General features: G+C 63.1%; 18 protein-coding genes. 8 read left to right on the forward strand and 10 right to left on the reverse strand.

Features of this window, described 5'->3' with window-relative positions:
* Positions 1-5: 5 nt before the first annotated feature.
* Together J3A64_RS17885 and J3A64_RS17890 are read right to left on the reverse strand one after the other, a co-directional pair.
* Entirely contained in the window at positions 6-1,148 is a 1,143-nt protein-coding gene (locus J3A64_RS17885; RefSeq protein ID WP_210065192.1) for a S9 family peptidase, read from the reverse strand.
* Positions 1,149-1,508: 360 nt separating this feature from the next.
* Entirely contained in the window at positions 1,509-1,952 is a 444-nt protein-coding gene (locus tag J3A64_RS17890) for a YdeI/OmpD-associated family protein (RefSeq protein ID WP_011772850.1), read from the reverse strand.
* A gap of 94 nt (positions 1,953-2,046) precedes the next feature.
* On the opposite strand from J3A64_RS17890, the gene J3A64_RS17895 reads away from it, so the two are divergent.
* Positions 2,047-2,289, forward strand: coding sequence for a DUF2630 family protein (locus J3A64_RS17895; protein WP_210066236.1), 243 nt, complete (start codon positions 2,047-2,049; stop codon positions 2,287-2,289).
* On the opposite strand, the gene J3A64_RS17900 is transcribed toward J3A64_RS17895, so the two are convergent.
* Positions 2,290-3,432, reverse strand: a complete 1,143-nt coding sequence (locus tag J3A64_RS17900; RefSeq protein WP_043805651.1) for a glycerate kinase — start codon at positions 3,430-3,432, stop codon at positions 2,290-2,292.
* 263 nt (positions 3,433-3,695) lie between these two features.
* Positions 3,696-4,667, reverse strand: coding sequence for a D-2-hydroxyacid dehydrogenase family protein (locus J3A64_RS17905; RefSeq protein WP_210066238.1), 972 nt, complete (start codon positions 4,665-4,667; stop codon positions 3,696-3,698).
* A gap of 65 nt (positions 4,668-4,732) precedes the next feature.
* Here J3A64_RS17905 and J3A64_RS17910 point away from each other — a divergent pair, with 65 nt between their 5' ends.
* Positions 4,733-6,550 carry a glycoside hydrolase family 2 protein gene (locus J3A64_RS17910; RefSeq protein WP_210066241.1) on the forward strand — a complete coding sequence of 606 codons (1,818 nt, stop codon included), beginning with the start codon at positions 4,733-4,735 and terminating at the stop codon, positions 6,548-6,550.
* Between the two features lie 41 nt (positions 6,551-6,591).
* Here the strand turns inward: J3A64_RS17910 and J3A64_RS17915 are convergent, their stop codons facing one another.
* Both J3A64_RS17915 and J3A64_RS17920 read right to left on the reverse strand, forming a co-directional pair.
* Positions 6,592-7,389, reverse strand: coding sequence for a glycerophosphodiester phosphodiesterase (locus J3A64_RS17915; protein ID WP_011772845.1), 798 nt, complete (start codon positions 7,387-7,389; stop codon positions 6,592-6,594).
* A gap of 13 nt (positions 7,390-7,402) precedes the next feature.
* Positions 7,403-7,672: a hypothetical protein gene (locus J3A64_RS17920; protein WP_014920316.1), complete on the reverse strand. Its 270-nt coding sequence runs from the start codon at positions 7,670-7,672 to the stop codon at positions 7,403-7,405.
* Between the two features lie 135 nt (positions 7,673-7,807).
* On the opposite strand from J3A64_RS17920, the gene J3A64_RS17925 reads away from it, so the two are divergent.
* Positions 7,808-8,674, forward strand: a complete 867-nt coding sequence (locus J3A64_RS17925; protein ID WP_210065194.1) for an SDR family oxidoreductase — start codon at positions 7,808-7,810, stop codon at positions 8,672-8,674.
* Positions 8,671-9,600 (forward strand): isoprenylcysteine carboxylmethyltransferase family protein, encoded by a 930-nt coding sequence (locus J3A64_RS17930; protein ID WP_210065196.1) that lies wholly within the window; start codon positions 8,671-8,673, stop codon positions 9,598-9,600. Before J3A64_RS17925 ends, J3A64_RS17930 begins: the two co-directional genes overlap by 4 nt.
* On the opposite strand, the gene J3A64_RS17935 is transcribed toward J3A64_RS17930, so the two are convergent.
* Positions 9,597-10,406 carry an HAD family hydrolase gene (locus J3A64_RS17935; RefSeq protein WP_187329940.1) on the reverse strand — a complete coding sequence of 270 codons (810 nt, stop codon included), beginning with the start codon at positions 10,404-10,406 and terminating at the stop codon, positions 9,597-9,599. The two genes, J3A64_RS17930 and J3A64_RS17935, sit on opposite strands and share 4 nt — an antisense overlap.
* An 85-nt stretch (positions 10,407-10,491) precedes the next feature.
* On the opposite strand from J3A64_RS17935, the gene J3A64_RS17940 reads away from it, so the two are divergent.
* The gene (locus J3A64_RS17940; RefSeq protein WP_210065198.1) at positions 10,492-11,550 is read left to right on the forward strand and encodes a glutathione S-transferase family protein; all 1,059 of its coding nucleotides are present in this window, start codon (positions 10,492-10,494) and stop codon (positions 11,548-11,550) included.
* Between the two features lie 15 nt (positions 11,551-11,565).
* Here J3A64_RS17940 and J3A64_RS17945 read toward each other — a convergent pair whose 3' ends face one another.
* Together J3A64_RS17945 and J3A64_RS17950 are read right to left on the reverse strand one after the other, a co-directional pair.
* Positions 11,566-12,501 carry a carbohydrate kinase gene (locus J3A64_RS17945; protein WP_011772839.1) on the reverse strand — a complete coding sequence of 312 codons (936 nt, stop codon included), beginning with the start codon at positions 12,499-12,501 and terminating at the stop codon, positions 11,566-11,568.
* A gap of 39 nt (positions 12,502-12,540) precedes the next feature.
* Positions 12,541-13,362 carry an alpha/beta hydrolase gene (locus J3A64_RS17950; protein ID WP_011772838.1) on the reverse strand — a complete coding sequence of 274 codons (822 nt, stop codon included), beginning with the start codon at positions 13,360-13,362 and terminating at the stop codon, positions 12,541-12,543.
* A 108-nt stretch (positions 13,363-13,470) separates the two neighbouring features.
* Here J3A64_RS17950 and J3A64_RS17955 point away from each other — a divergent pair, with 108 nt between their 5' ends.
* From J3A64_RS17955 to J3A64_RS17965, 3 genes are all read left to right on the forward strand, one after another.
* Positions 13,471-14,577, forward strand: coding sequence for a GTP pyrophosphokinase family protein (locus tag J3A64_RS17955; protein ID WP_011772837.1), 1,107 nt, complete (start codon positions 13,471-13,473; stop codon positions 14,575-14,577).
* A gap of 22 nt (positions 14,578-14,599) precedes the next feature.
* Positions 14,600-16,096 carry a SulP family inorganic anion transporter gene (locus J3A64_RS17960; RefSeq protein WP_011772836.1) on the forward strand — a complete coding sequence of 499 codons (1,497 nt, stop codon included), beginning with the start codon at positions 14,600-14,602 and terminating at the stop codon, positions 16,094-16,096.
* Between the two features lie 106 nt (positions 16,097-16,202).
* Positions 16,203-17,198: a bile acid:sodium symporter family protein gene (locus tag J3A64_RS17965; RefSeq protein ID WP_210065200.1), complete on the forward strand. Its 996-nt coding sequence runs from the start codon at positions 16,203-16,205 to the stop codon at positions 17,196-17,198.
* On the opposite strand, the gene J3A64_RS17970 is transcribed toward J3A64_RS17965, so the two are convergent.
* Positions 17,199-18,203, reverse strand: a complete 1,005-nt coding sequence (locus J3A64_RS17970) for a LacI family DNA-binding transcriptional regulator (RefSeq protein WP_210065202.1) — start codon at positions 18,201-18,203, stop codon at positions 17,199-17,201.
* Positions 18,204-18,309 lie beyond the last annotated feature (106 nt).

Here is an 18,309-nt window from a genome sequence, read left to right on the forward strand (position 1 = left end):
TTTAGTCAACTCAGGATCGTCTTGCTGACCCAGCTCTTGAGTTCATTGGTGAAGGCAGAGGGCGAGGCGTTCCACTCCTGGGTATGGTGAGCCTCAGGGAGTGTAATCAAGGTGACGGTGGCCGGATTCGCACGTTGGAACGCGGCCGAGATCTCCCAAGGCACCTCTTGGTCTGCGTTGGAGTGCAAGACGAGGGTGGGGACTGCCACCCGGCTAGGTACGTCCACCCAGTCAAGTGCATCGAAATCGATCGGTTCCTCCAGCCCGAGCATCCTGGCGAACAACGGAGCCTCCAACAGGCGCATAACAAGGCCGGCACCAATTGCCGGCACCCCTGCCCGCACTGCCCCTGCCGCGATGGCCTTCCGCCAGCTCGTGACGGGGCCTACCAGGACAAGCCCTACGATCCGGTCCCGGTGGGCGCTGTGCTCCGCTGTGAGGAGGGCAATGGTCCCACCCATTGACCAGCCGGAGAGAACAATGCGCTTGGCTCCATGAGCTACGGCGTAGGACACGGCGCTTTCCACGTCACGCCATTCCGTTTGACCAAGGTGACTCGATTCGGCCTGTGGTGGGCTAACCTCCGGGTCGCTGCGAAATGTGGGGACCAAGGAGGTGAATCCCAAAGGACTGAATGCGTGGACGTCTCTGAACATGATGGAACGGTCGGTCCAGCTGCCATGGATATGGATCACCCATACGTCCGTGTTTTCAGCTTCGAAGAGCCATGCAGGCGCCGCACCATACTCCGTGGGGACGTCCACCTCTTTGTAGCTTCCTCCGACAGAAGATGGCTCGAAAAACACGTCCGGGGTCCAATCGACGATTGGCCCTAGACTCCCTGTGGCGGACCCAAGAGAATCAATCCGCCGTTCTACGTACTTCTTGTCCTCATTGACCAGCGTGACCTCGCCGACTCGCGTGTACTTCTCTGTCGCGGGATCGAAAACGCCGAAGTCGCCCGGGGCTTTGGTGTAGTCGTCCAAGTCGATGCGGATGCGTCGTCCGTCTTCCGTCATCTCAGCCCGGCGATAGTCCTTGGGACCCCGTTTGACGATCTTGGAGGCCATGACCACCGCGAACCCTGAAAGCCCGGCAACCGGGACAAGGAACGCCAGGCAGGCCATGATTCGCCGCGTCGTCAGCATTAGGTCTTCATCCTCCAGCGCCCGATCAAGGCAAGAAACGGAACCCGGACATCATAACGTTGGCCCTGAGGCCAGGACCAAAAACGCTCCGGATGTGGCCGGCCCCGGTGGTCTAAGTCAGAGCCGGCCACACTGTCCGTTGAGCCAGCGGACACACGCACGGCCGGCCAGCCGAGAGATGGGGCCCTGCTCGTGCGCCGTGACCAGCCGACAAGAGGGTCTCATCTCCTCATCGACTGTGGCAGCTGTTCCGCATCCGGAGTGCGCCCTGCAGCCTGTCACGACTTAGTAGTGAACCCAGAGGACGGAACGTGTCGTGATTCAGTTCAAGTTCTTGCCAACGAGCCTGTCCCAAGGATGCTATTTCTTGCCGGCCTTTAAATCCGAAACTACCTTCGCGATCCGCCGGGCGCGCGTCTCCTCGGTCTTGGCATCACCGATCGGCTCGACGTAGCGCCGTTGGCTGCTGTAGTTCAAAGTGGCGTAGAACGCCTTCGCGTCAGGCTCCGAGTCCAGCGCGGCGGCCAGGTCCTCGGGAACCTCGATAACCCGCGGTTCGGTGTCCACTTCAAGGCCGACGTCCACGGTGTCCCCCGCCGCAGCCCCGGTCAGTTCACGGTTTGCCGAGCTGACACCCACCATATATTTACCGCCCATCACGGCGATGCTGCTGCGATAACTCTGGCCGTTGATGGTCACCACCACCGGGGGCCGCTTGCCTGCACCCAGCCCATCAACGATCTCGTCCGGAACCTCGATGCCCGCCTTGTTGCCATCGCCCACGATGGTGGTAGTGAATTTCATGAGCCAAGTATGCCGGTGGCTACCAGTAGACGCACCCCATCAGCAGGACTACGTTGCTAACTAACCGCGCAAACCACTACGAGGAGTCATGACAATGGACAATCAGGATCTTATGGAGCGAATTCAATCGCTGGTGGAGGAGGAACACCGCCTCCGCGATGCTGCCGGGTCGGATGACGGCGGCGGCGACAGCACCGCCCGCTTGGCGCAGCTGGAAGCCCAGCTCGACCAGTGCTGGGACTTGCTGCGCCAACGCCGGGCAAAGAGGGACGCAGGAGAGAACCCTGACGACGCTTCGGCACGACCAGTCAGCGAAGTGGAGGGCTACCGCCAGTAATCAGGCGCCTTCGAGCACCTGGCTCGTAGCCCACGCGAGGTATTTCCCGGCGTTCGCAACGGCGTCGGCGACGTCCGGAACGCCATCCTTGCGCTGCGCTACGTCCAGCAACTGAGCGGCTGCCACGATGCCGTGCTTGGCCAGGTCTTCCGGCGTCACCGTGATGCGTCCAGCCACTGCAATCACGGGAATTCCATGCACGCTCGCGGCGTCGGCCAGGGCAATCGGGGCCTTGCCCGTGAGCGATTGCTCGTCCATGGAGCCCTCGCCGGTGATCACCAGATCGGCCTCGCCAAGGTGCTTCGCGAGACCCGTCAGCCCTGCCACCAGCGCAAACCCACCTTCCAGCGCGGCGTCAGTGAAAGCCAGGAACGACGCCGGGAACCCGCCCGCTGCTCCAGCTCCCGGAACGTTCACGTCGCGGCCAGTGGCTTCCCGAAGGAGCGACGCCCAGTTGCGGAGACCGGCGTCGAGCTTTTCAACGGCGTCCTCATCGGCACCCTTCTGCGGGCCGAAAACATGGGCGGCACCTTCCGGGCCGTACAGCGGGTTTTGGACGTCGACGGCGATACGGAACTTTACGCTCGAAAGCCGCGGATCCAGCTCGGAGACGTCCAAAGCAACGACGTCGGTCAGGGAACCTCCGCCGAGCGGCACCACATTGCCGGCCGAATCAAGGGGTTTGAGCCCCAATGCACGCAAGGCGCCGCTGCCGCCGTCGGACATTGCAGAGCCGCCCAATCCGAGCACGATCTCGGTTGCACCGGCGTCGAGGGCTGCCGCTACCAGCTGGCCGCAGCCGTAGCTGTGGGCGCGCAGCGAGTTCTCAGGGGTGGGCTCCATGTGCGCCAAGCCGGAAGCCATTGCGGTCTCGATGACTGCGCTTGCGCCGCCGAAGGCATCCTTGCGGATCGCCCACGAGGCCCCAACGGGCTTGAGGATGGGGCCCACGACTGCGTTGTTCCGCTCCTCGTAGCCCGCGGCAATCGCGGCATCCAAGGTGCCTTCGCCGCCATCGGCCACCGGAAACTGGGTGGTTACGGCATCCGGATAAACGCGCAGTGCGCCTTCGGCCATGGCTGACGCGGCTTCGGCGGCGGTCAGGGATCCCTTGAACTTGTCAGGGGCGATGAGGATACGCATGGGTCCATCTTGCCAGCTTCGCTCGGAAAGCGCTTGCCCAGCGCGTAATGTTGGCGATGGAAGGCCCTCTTTCCAGAGCGGCGCACCAATAGCCGCCACGCGCCCCCGTAACCTCTGGTGCGCTTGGCGTTACCGGGTGCGGCCAGCACGCCCACCGGGTGCGAGCGGCGCTAACGGGTGCGCTTGGCGCTAACGGGTGCGCTTGGCGTTACCGGGTGCGCTTGGCGTTACCGGGTGCGACGCGCGCACAGCAACGGCTGGAGCTAGCCGCCAAGCACCCGCACAGGAGCCCCATCAAGCCACGCCTTCACATCTTCGAAGGCCCCACCGTAGAACTGGCGGTAGCTCTCGTGCGTCACGTAGCCGATATGCGGCGAGAGAACAGTCCGCGGGGAATGCAGCAGTGCGTGTCCGGCCGGAAGGGGTTCCTCGTCGAAGACATCCAGTGCCGCGCCGCGGATCCACCCCTCTTCCAAGGCTCGGATCAGTGCTTCCTCATCCACCAAGGGGCCGCGGGCGGTGTTGATCAGCACGCCGTCGGGGCCGAGGAGCCGGAGTTCCTCCGAGCCAACTATGCCCTCGGTCCTCTCGGAAAGCCTCAAGTGCAGCGTCACGACGTCGGACTCCCTGAACAACTCTTCCTTGCTGACCTTGCGGGCTCCAGCCGCCTCAGCCGTTTCCGCCGTGAGGTTTTGGCTCCACGCGAGAACGTCCATCCCGAATGCCTTGGCGTACCCCGCCATCCGCTTGCCGATCTTGCCCAGTCCAACTATTCCAAGCGTCTTGCCTTCGAGTTCAAACCCAACTCCGGTCTGCCAGCCGCCGGCCCGCAGCGAGTTCTCCTCCACAGCCAGGTTGCGGGCAAAAGCGAGCAGCAAAGCCCACGTCAGTTCGGGCGCCGCAGCCGGTGAACCACCCGTTCCAGACACTACGATGCCCCGCTCCGACGCAGCCTCGAGATCGATCGCAGCGTTGGCCATGCCAGTGGTTACCAGCAGCTTCAGGTTCGGCAGCGACTCCAGGACATCCTGTGGAAAACGGGTTCGCTCGCGCATCGCCACAATGATGTCGAACGGCGCCAAGGCGGCCACGGCTTGCTCTTTCGAAAGGAAAGGTGCGCTGAAGACGCTGACCTTTACGCCGTCGTCGAGCAGTGAATCCCACGGGGCGTAATCGCCGGAGACCTGCTGGTAATCGTCAAGGATTGCTAAACGGAATCGGGTCACGGTATTCATCCTTGCGCGGCGGCCGGTGGTACTCAACCCCGTGGCACGTTAGGTTTTTGATTGTGAGCCAAAATGTGACCCCCGCCATGCCCAAACCCGAGCATCCCCGTCCGCAATTGGTCCGCGACAAGTGGCTGAACCTCAACGGAACCTGGGGTTTTGAGATCGACGCCGGTGACTCCGGTCTGGAACGCGGGCTCACCACCCGCGAACTCAACAGCGAGATCCTGGTTCCGTTCGCACCGGAATCGTCCCTTTCGGGGATCGAGCACGTCGATTTCATGGAAGCCGTCTGGTATCGACGAACAGTGACAATCCCTCAGGAATGGGCAGGTCAGAACGTCCTGCTGCACTTTGGCGCCGTGGATCACGACGCCACAGTTTGGGTTAACGGGGTTGAAGTAGCCCGCCACCGCGGCGGCTTCACGCCCTTCACTGCGGACCTCGAAGGAGTAGTCGAGCCCGGAACGGACGCTGTGATCGTGGTGCGTGCCAGGGACTCGCGGCACGAAATGCAGGCGCGTGGCAAGCAGGCCACTTGGTACAACAACACCCACTGCCAGTACACCCGGACCACCGGGATTTGGCAGACGGTGTGGATGGAAGCCGTCCCCGCAGTTCACATCAAGCGGCTCCGTATGACCCCCAACCTCGCGGACTCCAGCATCACCCTGGAGGTGCCCGTCAGCCAGAACAGGAGCGGGCACACGGTTACCGCCGTCCTGACTGACGGTTCGGGGATGCGGATCGAGGAATCGGCGAAGGCCGATCTTGACCTCACTCCGTCACTCCGTCTCAGCATTCCGGAGGGCTCCCTCCGGCCCTGGTCCATCGAGGATCCTTTCCTCTACGACCTCGAGGTCAGTGTGCGGAACGGCTCCGGCGAGGTTGTTGACCACGTCAGCAGCTACGCAGCCGTGCGATCGATTGCGTTGGACGGCAAGGTTGTCCGCATCAACGGCAAGGCTGTTTTCCAACGGCTTGTCCTGGATCAGGGTTACTGGCCGGAGTCGCTCATGACCTCCCCGGACGAGGCAGCCCTGGTCAGGGACATCGAGCTGTCCATGGCCGCGGGATTCAACGGTGCCCGCCTGCACCAGAAGGTCTTCGAAGAGCGATTCCTCTATCACGCGGACCGGCTTGGATACTTGGTGTGGGGCGAGTTCGGTGACTGGGGTGTCTCCGGCGGCGGCACCATAGGCCACAACCAGAAACCCACGGCGAGCTTCGTAGCCCAATGGCTCGAGGTGCTCAAGCGCGACTTCAACCACCCCTCGATCATTGGCTGGTGCCCCCTCAATGAGACACACCAGATTCTGCACGATCGGTTGACGGTCCTGGATGACGTCACGGAGGCCATGTTCCTGGCCACCAAGCTCGCCGACCCCACCCGGCCTGTCATCGACGCATCCGGTTACGCGCATCGGATCCGGGAAACGGACATCTACGATTCCCACTCTTACGAGCAAGACCCGGACCGCTTCCGCATTGAACAGCAAGGCCTGGCCGAGGGTAAGCCGTACATCAACCGCAAAGCCGACGGCGAGGAATACTCTGTGCCCTACGCCGGCCAGCCGTTCTTCGTCTCGGAGTTCGGTGGCATCTGGTGGAACGAAGTTGAAGCCCGCCAGGCGGTGAAAGGAAGCGATGTATCCACTTCATGGGGCTACGGCCAGCGCGTCAGCAGCGAGGAAGAGTTCTACACCCGCTTCGACGGCCTCTGCTCTGTGCTGCTGGATAACCCGGACATGTTCGGCTACTGCTACACGCAGCTAACGGACGTTTTCCAGGAGAAGAACGGCATCTTCAACTTCGACCGCAGCAATAAGTTCCACCTGGAGAGGATCCGCGCAAGCCAAACCCGTCCGGCCGCGATCGAGGGCGGCAACTAACCCCCGCCGAAATGGCAATTAATGCCAACTCGCGCGGCGGTTTACGCCCACTGGCCCCGGCGCACCAGGACTTCCTTGAGCAGGTCGAGGCGGTCGGACACGATGCCGTCCACACCGAGGTCCAGGAGACGCTCCATCTCCACGGGATCGTTGACGGTCCACACATGCACTTGCCTGTCCAGGCGATGGGCGCGGCGTATGAACCCCGGGGTCACCACGGGGACCCGCCCGTAACGGACAGGGACTTGGAAGACGTCGACGCCGGCAAGCAGCTTGCGTGCCAAAGGCGCCGGAAGCACCGGGCCAAGTACAACGAACAGCGCGGTCAGCGAGCTGCCGGCAGAGGAAGCCACCCGACGGGACAGCCTGGAAAGTACTGCTCGTCGACGCCTGTCCGAAAAGCTGGTGACCAACACCCTGTCATGGACACCATGCTTCTCGATCGCAGCAGCCATGGGACCCACCGAGTTCCAGTCCTTGACGTCCAGGTTCAGCCGGGCATGGGGCAGGGCGGTAACCAGCTCATCAAAGGTTGGGACCGGCTCCACCCCGCCGATTCGGGCAGCAGCAACTTGGGTGGCGGTCAGCTCGGAAATCTTGCCCACTGAATCGGTAACCCGGTCCAGGGATGAATCGTGGAATACCAGCAATACGCCGTCGGCCGTCGTGTGGACGTCGGTTTCAAGGTGCACAGTTCCGAGTTCCGTTGCTGCCCGGAACGCGGCCATGGAATTCTCCAGGCCGTCCAACGAGAACCCTCTGTGGGCGAAGGCCAAAGGGCCCACCGAACCGTCCTTGCGGAAGAAATAGGGCAGCGTCACTCCCGTAGCGTAGCCCATGGCGAAGGTGCGGTTAGCTCTCCTGCGGGAGGACCGCCGTCGATTGCGGAACGATCGCCACGCCGTCGCTGACATGCACCAGCGTCCGGCCGCGACCGCCGTCGAGCTCCACCCACACCGCGGTGGCATCGCCAGTAACGGCGTCCACCACTCCGGCCGATTCGAAGCCGGGCGTCAGCGTGACCTTGACCCGGTCTCCTTGGCGAAGCGACCGCCAGTGGTGATCCGGTTCGATGCGACGCATTGGCGCGGTATTGACGTTGTTGATCCTGCGCTTGGCCATGTTTCCCCCTGCAAATCCGACTTGTAAGACACGATGCGAACGGGTCCTTGGCTGGAAGCCTACGGGCGCAACGTGAACGCCGGTTGTATGGAGGCTGGGAACTGGATGACACTGCGGTACTGACAAACTAGGGGCATGACTGTGTTGATTGCCGGCTGCGGCGACCTTGGAACCGAAGCCGGACTGCGCTTCGCAGCCGCTGGCCATGACGTTGTGGGCCTTCGCAGGTCCCCTGAGAAGCTGCCGTCCGGGATCCGGGGTGTCTTCGCGGACCTCTCCAAGCATGTGCCGGAATTACCCGCGGATGTGGACATCGTGGTGGTGGCTGTCGCGGCCGACGCTTCCACCGAAGAGGCGTACCGCGCGGCCTATCTGAACGGTGTAAAGAACGTCCTGGATGCGCTGGAACGGCAATCCATTGAGCCGCAGCGGATCCTCTTCGTCTCCTCAACGGCTGTGTACAAGGATTCCGGCGGAGCTGTTGTGGACGAATCAACACCCACGGAGCCCACACGGTTCAGCGGGAAAGTCTTGGTGGAGGCTGAGGAGCTGTTGTTCTCCCGGACTCGCGGCACGGCCACACAGCCCATCTCCCTAAGGCTCGGCGGTATTTACGGCCCTGGTCGCACCCGGCTGATCGACCAGGTCCGGACCGGCCAAGCCGTCATTCCCGCCCAACCCCGGCACACCAACCGCGTCCATCGGGACGACGCCGCGGCCATGATCGTCCACCTCACCACCATGGAACCGACTCCTGATCCCGTCTACGTTGGCGTTGATGATCACGCGGCGGAAATGGGCGACGTCATGCGCTTCCTCGCCTCTGAGATGGGATGCCCGGAACCCCCGACGGCGGAACCTGGCGGCGCGTCCGACGCCGGCCCCGGCGATAAGCGCTGTTCAAATGCGCGGATTAGGGCGACCGGTTTCGAATTCACCTTTCCCACTTACAAGGAGGGCTACCGCGCGTTGCTGGCAGGAGAGGGCGTGCGGCACCCGTGAATCGCGAGGCTCCTACCGCTTCGCGGGCGCAAGGGTGGGGCCGGATCTACTTCGCTGTCCAAGCCGTGGCCGGGCTGGCGTGGTGGGTGGGAGTTTTCCTGTCACCGGCCATTCGGACGGCCACTCTCGGCAGTCTGGACCCCGTTCTTGTGGCGGCCTTTGATGTTCCGCTGTTCGTCGTCGCTTCCGCTTGGGCCGCCTTCGGGGTGCGGGCCGGCGCGATGGTGGCTACCAGCTGGACCGGCCTCGTTGCGGTCGCCCTCGCCACCTACGCAACATTCAGTACCGAAGCCGGGTGGGGCGTCCTGATCATGCTGGCTGCGGCCGCTTGTTCAACCATTGCGCTGTTCCTTGTGGTGGAGGGCCGTGTCCCCACGGAGTTGATCGTGCGGGGGCCATTCGCGTTCCGTCCGGCACCCACCCTCCGCGGCGCTGCGGCTAACGTAGCGGCAACTATGGGTCAATTGGCCCTCTTTTGGGGACTCTTCCTGGTTGTGCTTCCGTCAGTCATCTGCTGGTTCGAGCAAAGGTGGGCCGTTTCGCTGGCTCTTCCCTCCACCGCAGCGCCAGCCGGCCTGGTGGTGCTGGTGCTGGCCAGTTGCCTCGGTATCGCGTCCGCGGTGACCATGTCCTCTGCCGGAGGCGGCACCCCTCTGCCCTCCGCCATGCCCAACCGCCTGGTTATCGCCGGACCTTACCGGTGGGTTCGGAACCCGATGGCGGTGGCGGGCATTTCCCAAGGCGTTGCGGTTGGCCTGATTCTGGGCTCATGGCTCGTGGTCGCATACGCGGCGATCGGCTCGCTGCTGTGGAACTATGCTGTCCGGCCGCTCGAAGAAGCAGACCTCGAAAGCCGGTTTGGAGCCGAGTTCCGGCACTACCGTGATTCAGTACGCTGCTGGATTCCCCGCGTCGGACGGAACTAGACCCGCTGCTCAGTCAGCTTTGCCTCGAGAATCTGAGCTACGCCGTCGTCGTCGAAGTGCGGCGCCTGCTGCCCGGCGGCGAGGATGGCTTCAGGATGTCCACTGGCCATCGCGTAACCGTGCCCGGCCCAGCGCAGCATCTCGATGTCATTGGGCATGTCCCCGAACGCCACAACGTCGGCGGCTTCGATCCCCAGCGACTCGGCGTACTGGGCGAGTGTGACGGCCTTGTTAATGCCCGGAACGGACATCTCCAGCATCGCCGTCCGCGGCGCTGAGTGTGTGGTGGACACAAGGTGGGCTACGGCGGGCTGCACCTCGGCAAGGAACTCGTCCGGGGTGCCTTCCCGGGTGATCGCCAGGAACTTTACGACGGCGTCATCCGCCGTGAGCGTCTCGGCCAGCGGTTTGGGGGTGAACTCCGCGAGCAGTTCGCTGGTTTCGTTCTCGATGAAGCCCGGCTCCAGCTGGAAACCTGTGAGGGTTTCGACAGCGAACAGGGCGTCAGGCCGGATGGACTTGATGATGCGACGGGCCTCAAAGACGGATTCTGCGTCCAAGACACACGAGGACAGGGCCTTCTCGGTTTCGAGATCCCACACCACGGCACCGTTGGAACAGATCACGATCCCGCTGTGACCCAGCTGCTCCTGGAGCGGGTACAGCCAGCGCGGCGGACGACCCGTGACGAAGACGAGTTCCACCCCTGCGTCGCGGCACGCCTGGAATGCCTTGATGGTCCGGTCACTGATTTTTCCGTCGTGACCGAGGATGGTGCCGTCAATATCGCTTGCTACGAGCCGCATCATGTCAGTCTACGTGGGCTCAGCGTGGCCTAATCCCCCTTCGCTGACCGTGCACATTCCCAAAACCGGAGAATAGGCTGGGCTGATGAGTGACAAAACCATAAGCGAAGAGCACAGCACACGCGGCGCGTACGTCACCGGAAACGAGTTCAACCGGGATACCAACTACATCGAGGACCGCATCACCCGCGACGGCGCTTCAGGACCCAACGGCGAACCGGGTTGGCCAGTGGAACCCGGCCGGTATCGGCTGATTGCGGCGCGGGCCTGCCCCTGGGCCAACCGGACCGTCATCGTCCGTAGGCTCCTGGGACTTGAGGATGTCATCAGCCTCGGCCAGCCCGGCCCCACCCACGATGCCCGATCCTGGACTTTTGATGTGGACCCGGAGGGCAAAGATCCCGTCTTGGGCATTGAACGGCTGCAGGAAGCGTACTTCCGCCGCTTCCCCGACTACCCGCGCGGGATCACCGTTCCGGCCGTAGTGGACATTGCCAGCGGCGCAGTAGTGACCAACAACTTCCCCCAGATCACGCTGGACTTCTCCACTGAGTGGACAGAGTTTCACCGTCCCGGCGCTCCGCAGCTGTACCCGGAGCACCTGCGGGAGGAGATCGACCAGGTCAACAAACGCGTCTTCACCGAGGTCAACAACGGCGTTTACAGGTGTGGCTTCGCAGGCTCCCAGGAAGCCTACGATGCCGCTTACACCCGCTTGTGGAACGCGTTGGACTGGCTCGAGGAACGGCTCTCAGGCCAGCGGTACCTGGTGGGTGACTCCATCACGGAAGCAGACGTGCGGCTCTTCACCACCCTGGCACGCTTCGACGCCGTCTATCACGGACACTTCAAGTGCAATCGCAACAAACTCAGCGAGATGCCGGCACTGTGGGGTTATGCCCGGGACCTGTTCCAGACACCCGGGTTCGGGGACACCACTGACTTTGTGCAGATCAAACAGCACTACTACATCGTCCACGAGGACATCAATCCCACGCAGATCGTCCCCGCCGGTCCGGATCTATCGGGCTGGCTCACTCCTCACGGACGGGAATCGCTCGGTGGCAGCCCATTCGGGGAAGGCACTCCCCCGGGTCCTGTGAAGGTCGGTGAGGAAGTGGCTGCCGGACACGGGGCAGGTTAAGCGCCTGCGCTCCGCTTAGGCCACACCATGGTTGAGCTCGGCCCGGGTGGGCGGATTGGCGCCTGCCCGCGACACGGTTACGGCGGCCGCCCGTGTTGCATGGTCCATGATGGCGGCCAGCGTTTCTGCGGGCATCGCCCTGAGGTCGCCGCGGTTCTGCGCGCCATCCAGGCCGTGATCCACAATCGCAGACAACAGCCCGGCCATGAAGGAATCCCCTGCTCCCACGGTGTCCACCACGTTCACGGACGGTGCGGGAACCTGGGTTTCGCCTGCCCTTGTGACGCCCCACGGCCCGCGTGAACCCCGAGTCACCACCACCAACGCCGGACCTTCTTCGCCGCCCAAAGACAGCCACCGACGCGCGGATTCCGTCGGATCAACACCGGGATACAGCCACTCGAGGTCCTCGTCAGAAGCCTTCACGACGTCGGACAGCACCACAAAGCGCTCGGCTTGCGTCCGCGCGTACTCAACGTCCGTAATAATGCTGGGACGGCAGTTGGGGTCGAAGCTGATGGTGCTGCTCGGGTGGGCATGCTCGACGGCGGCAAGCACCTCCGCGGCGCCTGGCTCCAGGAAGGTGGCAATGGATCCTGTGTGCAGCAGGGTGGAGCCTTGCAGCATGAGCGGCAACCGTCCGGCGAGCCCGGGCAGCTCCCAAGCGAGGTCGAAAGCGTAGGTGGCGGCGCCGTCGTCGTCGATCTGCGCGGTGGCCACGCTGGTTGGCTTCTCGTCCGGCGGAAGCGGAACCATCACGGAACTCGAGCGCAAGTGCGCAGCAACGGAATCACCATAGGCGTCCCTGCCGTAGCGGCCGATGAACTGCACCGGGTGATCCAGCCGCGCCAAACCGACGGCAACGTTGAGCGGGCTCCCGCCCACATGCGCCTCGATTCCCGAGGAGCGTTGAACGACGTCGACCAGGGCTTCACCAATGACTGTCAGCATGGGACCACTCTGCCAGAGCCGGCCCCCACGAACCACAGGTTACGAGAGCAGCCGTTGCACCAGCTCTCGGCACTTCTTATACGCCACGGCCTTGGGGTCGATGAGGTCGAAGTGGTCACCCGGGACGCGCAACAACTGGGCCGCACTGCCTGCTGCCGTTGCAGCCGCGACATAAGCTTCGGACTGACTCGCAGGAACATCCTCGTCTTCTGTGGCGTGCACGGCATATACGGGGACGTCGATGGGCAAGGAACTCATGGGGTCGGCGTATTTATGCCGTTTGGGGTATCTACCGGAGTCCCCACCCATGAGGTTGCAGACCGCGCCGTTGCTGAGGTTCAGTTTCTCGGCGGCGGCGAGGTTCAGGAGGCCGGACTGGCTGACGACGCCCGTCAGGTGCACGGCGTTATCCTCCGGCCCGCGCTGGAGTTGGCGGTCGGCGTCGGGTGTTCCGATTTCAGAAAGCCGCTGCCGGCCTGCGGCCCAAACAGCCAAGTGGCCGCCGGCCGAGTGGCCCAGTGCCACCACCTTGCCGAGCTGAAGGTCGTGCTGGCCGGCGATTTCGGACAGATGGTCGATGCCGGCCAGGATGTCCTCGAAGGTATGAGGCCAACCACCGCCGTTTCCGGCCCTCCGGTACTCGAGGTTCCAGGCGGTGATGCCATGCGCGGCGAGATCGCGCGCAAGGGGCTCGCCAAGCTCAGCGCCGTACTGTGACCGCCAGTAGCCGCCATGGATCACAACGGCGATTCCACCGGCCACAGCTGATGCGCCGCGATGGTTTCCGTTGCTCGGTTCAGGTATGAAGAGTTCGCCCCACTGACTGGGGTGTTCGCCGTAGCTGTACTTGTGCCGCAACATTGCGCCCTCCTTTGTACTGAGCCTATCGTGACGATTCGGAAGTTTGGCTAGGCACCCCGACGGCGAGTGGCTCGGTTGAGTGTCGGACCCGCCCCGTAAGCTGGGGGCATGGCAAGCAATTGGGACAGCCTGGACCAGGCCCAGCGCGACGCAGTGGATGCGAATGTGGCGCTCTACGAGCGTGTTCGCCCTGCATTGAAGCGGGTCACACGGGATGTGCTGCTCACTCTGAGGGACATGCTGAACGACGCTGAGGTCACTCCGTTGTTTGTCACGGGGCGGACCAAAACCGTTGAGTCGTTCCGCGAAAAGATTTCCCGCACGGATGATCCGTTGGAGCCCGGCGGGCCGCGTGTACTCAAGTTCCCGGACCCGTTCCGCACGTTGAACGACATGGTGGGCATCCGTGTCATCACCAAGCTGCCGGCTGAGAACGCAGCGGTAGCCAACATCATCAAGCGGCAGCGTCAGCTCTTCGATTGCCGCGGCGACCGTGAGAAGGACATCGGCTCCATCGAGTCCGGAACGTACGGATACTCCAGCCGGCACCTCATCCTGCGGACCATCCAGAACGAGGCCGTGAAGGAGTACCAGCACGTCTTCAATCCGGACATGCCCGCCAACGGCAGCTACTTCTTCGAGTGCCAGATCCGCACGGTGTTCGCACACGCTTGGAGCGAGATCGAGCACGACATCCGTTTCAAGGCCGAAGATCCGCGCGCTTGGACACCACATTTCGACCGCCAGTTCACGGCCACTGCCGCCATGTTGGAAACCGTTGAGAGCGCCTTCGCCGATCTTCACGAGCGTTATGAGGAAGTCCGCGGCTACTGGGATCTCGAAGGCGATGGAGGCATGCCCCTGACGCCAAACCGGGTCCGCGACGTTTGGCGTACGCTCCTGCCGCACGTTGACCGTAAAGTTGATGACGACTGGGGATGGGCTGCCGAGCTGCTCGCCGCCCACGGACTCACCAAGACCGTGGAGCTAGCCGGCCTGCTCAGCGCCAACCGAATCACCGAGGTCCGCAAGGCATTGGACCACCGTTACTCCCCCGGCCCCGACCGCCTCCTGGATGACCTCCTGCTGTGGCAGTACGGAACCGAACACATTGATCTCACCGCTGAGGCGCCCGACGTCGTCCCGCACCCGCGGCGCGACAGCCTCCAGCGGCGTCTAAAGCAGATTGAGCGCTACCGCCAGACAGCGCTCTAAGACAACTGCACTGTAAGGACCCATGACTCCCGAGCAACTCATGTCACTGCGGGCGACCTTTCGCTCGCCCCGCCGGCTCCTGACGGAGTCCCTTGCGGGACTCGTAGTGGCTCTGGCATTGATCCCCGAGGCCATCGCGTTCTCAGTGATTGCGGGCGTTGATCCGCGCATCGGGCTGTTCGCGTCCTTCACCATGGGCGTGGTCACTGCCATTGTGGGTGGTCGCCCGGCCATGATCTCTGCGGCCACCGGTGCCGTAGCCCTGGTGATCGCTCCGGTGATGAAAGAACATGGGCTTGACTACCTGATTGCCACTATCATCCTGGCGGGCGTTTTCCAGATCATCCTTGCTGTCCTTGGCGTCACCAAACTGATGCGTTTCATCCCGCGGTCCGTGATGATCGGATTCGTGAACGCCTTGGCAATTCTGGTGTTCATGTCCCAGATGCCCGAGCTCTTTGACGTGCCCTGGATGGTCTATCCGATCGTGGTGGTGGGTTTGGTGATCGTGTTCGGGCTGCCCCGCATCACCACAGCAATTCCTGCACCTTTGGTAGCGATCGTAGCCATCACGCTGGTCACTGTTTTGGGGAACGTCGACGTTCCCACCGTCAGCGATAAGGGCGAACTCCCGGACAGCCTGCCCGGATTCTTCCTGCCCAACGTGCCCCTGAACCTGGAGACGTTCCAGATCATTGCACCGTTTGCCTTGTCCATGGCGCTGGTGGGCCTTCTGGAATCGTTGATGACTGCCAAGCTCGTGGACGACATCACGGACACCCGTTCCAACAAGACGCGGGTCTCGTGGGGTCAAGGTGCCGCCAACATCGTCACAGGTTTCCTTGGCGGCCTGGGTGGTTGCGCGGTGATCGGACAGACCATGATCAACGTCAAGGGCTCGGGAGCCCGGAGCCGCCTCTCAACGTTCCTGGCCGGTGTGTTCCTGCTGATCCTGGTGGTGGTCCTGGGCGATGTTGTGGGCATGATCCCCATGGCGGCGTTGGTGGCTGTGATGATCTTCGTTTCGCTGATTACTTTCGACTGGCACTCCATCCGGCCTTCTACACTCAAGCGCCTGCCGAAGTCCGAAACCGCGGTCATGCTCATCACTGTTGCCGCGGTGGTGGCGACGCACAATCTGGCGGTGGGTGTCGGCGTCGGCGTCGTGACCGCAATGGTGCTGTTCGCGCGGCGGGTGGCCCATTTCGCAACCGTGGAGCGGACCGAGCTGGAACTCAACGGTGAAAGGGTTGCGACGTACACGGTGGACGGCGAGCTGTTCTTCGCTTCGTCCAATGATCTGTACACGCAATTCGATTACGCGAAGGATTCCTCCGACGGCATAGATCGGGTGATCATCGATCTGCACGGTTCGCACATCTGGGACGCCTCAACGGTGGCCGTGCTGGATTCGGTGACTGAGAAGTACCGGAATCACGGCCGGGAAGTGGAGTTCATTGGGCTCAACGAGGCCAGCGTCCGTATGCGTGAGCGCTTGGCCGGCAAGCTCAACTCCTAGCCCAACTAAGTAGCATTTGGGTGGTAAAGAGCGGTCATCTGACATATACGCTCCCCTGCAAGTAAAGAATTAGTGGGGGCTACGGGGCAGATGTGAGCATGGATGAATGCTTGAGGCAACCAATACCCCGTCGAAAACCGAAGAACCCGCTGCGCCCGTGAACGCCGCCCTTGCCGCTGAAGCCAAGATCGCGCGTATCGCCGTCACAGTGTTCCCGCTTCTCGTGGTGGTAGCCGGCGTGCTGGGCTTCCTGATTCCTGATCTGTTCAAGCCCATGGGCGTCGCGGTTCCTTATCTGCTGGGCGTCATCATGTTCTGCATGGGACTCACCCTGACCCCTCCGGACTTTGCCTCGGTGGCCCGCCGCCCCTGGGCTGTAGCGCTCGGCATCGTGGCGCACTACGTGATCATGCCCGGCGCTGGCTGGCTTATTGCCGTCCTTTTGCAGTTGCCGCCCGAACTGGCTGTCGGCCTGATCCTCGTTGGCTGCGCACCTTCCGGCACCGCCTCCAACGTCATGGCCTTCCTTGCCAAGGGCGACGTTGCGCTCTCTGTAGCCGTGGCCTCAGTCTCCACACTGATCGCGCCCATCGTGACCCCTGCCCTGACGCTCTTCCTGGCCGGATCTTTCCTGCACATTGATGCCGGCGCCATGGTGATGGACATCGTGAAGACCGTGCTGCTGCCGGTGATCGCAGGCCTCCTGGCCCGGCTGTTCCTCTCGAAGCTCGTCGCAAAGGTGCTTCCGGCACTTCCGTGGGCATCCGCCGTCGTGATTTCGTTGATCGTGGCCATTGTTGTGGCGGGAAGCGCCAGCAAGATCGTTGCCGCAGGCGCCATCGTGTTCCTGGCAGTGGTCCTCCACAACGGTTTCGGCCTGGGCCTCGGCTACCTCGCCGGCAAGCTCGGCCGCCTGGACGACAAGGCGCGCCGCGCCCTCGCATTCGAAGTCGGCATGCAGAACTCCGGCTTGGCCGCGACGCTGGCTACTGCGCACTTCAGTCCGTTGGCCGCGCTGCCATCGGCCGTATTCTCGCTGTGGCACAACATCTCGGGCGCAATCGTGGCTGCTTGGCTGGCTCGCCGTCCGCTGAAGGACTAGCTATCCCTGCGTGGTGCCGCGGCGGTGCAACTTCCACGGCGACGCTACCCGAATGCCCTCGGCAGGCGTAATTCCCGCCAAGCGATCGAGCAACATCCGGACTACCTGCTCAAAGATCGGTTCAGGTCCCACCGTTGTCAGGGCGGGATCGTAGTCCTGGCCCTCGGTAGAGTTTCCGACGCCCACAATCTGGACGTCCTCGGGGACGCGGAGGCCGAGGCGATAGGCGGCACGGATGGTCTGCAGGGCTTCCATGTCGTCGGTGCACAAGATGGCAGTTGGCCTGTCCGGTAGCTGGAGCAACTCAAGGGCCGACTGATACGCCGTGGCCGGACGGTGGTGCGACGTCCTGACCAAAGACTCATCCAGCGCGATGCCCGCCCTCTCCAGTCCGGCTGCGTAAGCGGCGAACCGGCTCTTGGGCCTGCCGGCCGGGTCCGCTCTTCGAATGCAGGCGATCCTGCGGTGGGATGCGGTGAGGAACTCCATGCACTCGGCGAGCCCGGCATCGGCTTCGGGAGCAAGGACATCGAAACCCGCGGGCTTCATGGTTCCCGAGATCACCACCTGGGCGACGCCACGGCGTGCTAATTCCGTGACGGTTTCGTCCTCGGACTTGGCTTCTGGAAAGTAGCCGATGATGACGCCATCCGCGCCGCCGGACATCATGAACTTCCGCCAGTCATCACCCAAGAGGATCACCGGCTGGTAGCCACGCTCGGGAAGGATCCTTGCTGCGGCTGTGGCGAGGGCACGGTCCCACGGCCATTCAAGGTTGCCGATAGCCACCGCCACAACGTCCGTCTTGCCCCGACGCATGCCACGAGCGGCTTGATTGGGCACGTACCCCAGTTCCTTGACCGCTGCCAGGACCCGGTCCTGCGTGGGCTGACTGATCCGGGTAGTGCCGCCGTGCCGGCCGGAGAGCACATAGGACACGGTGGTCAGCGAAACCTCCGCCGCCATAGCTACGTCCCTAATGGTGGGCTTGGATCCCTTGCTCACGTGCAGCTCCTGATAGACGGCGGGTTTCTTGAACTCTAGCCGCAACGGCGTGGACACCCCTTGACGCAATTAGTTGTGAACGTTAACAATTGCGGGAGCCAATAAG

It is taken from the genome of Pseudarthrobacter sp. PvP004 (assembly GCF_017876035.1).
GTDB classification, from domain to species: domain Bacteria; phylum Actinomycetota; class Actinomycetes; order Actinomycetales; family Micrococcaceae; genus Arthrobacter; species Arthrobacter aurescens_A.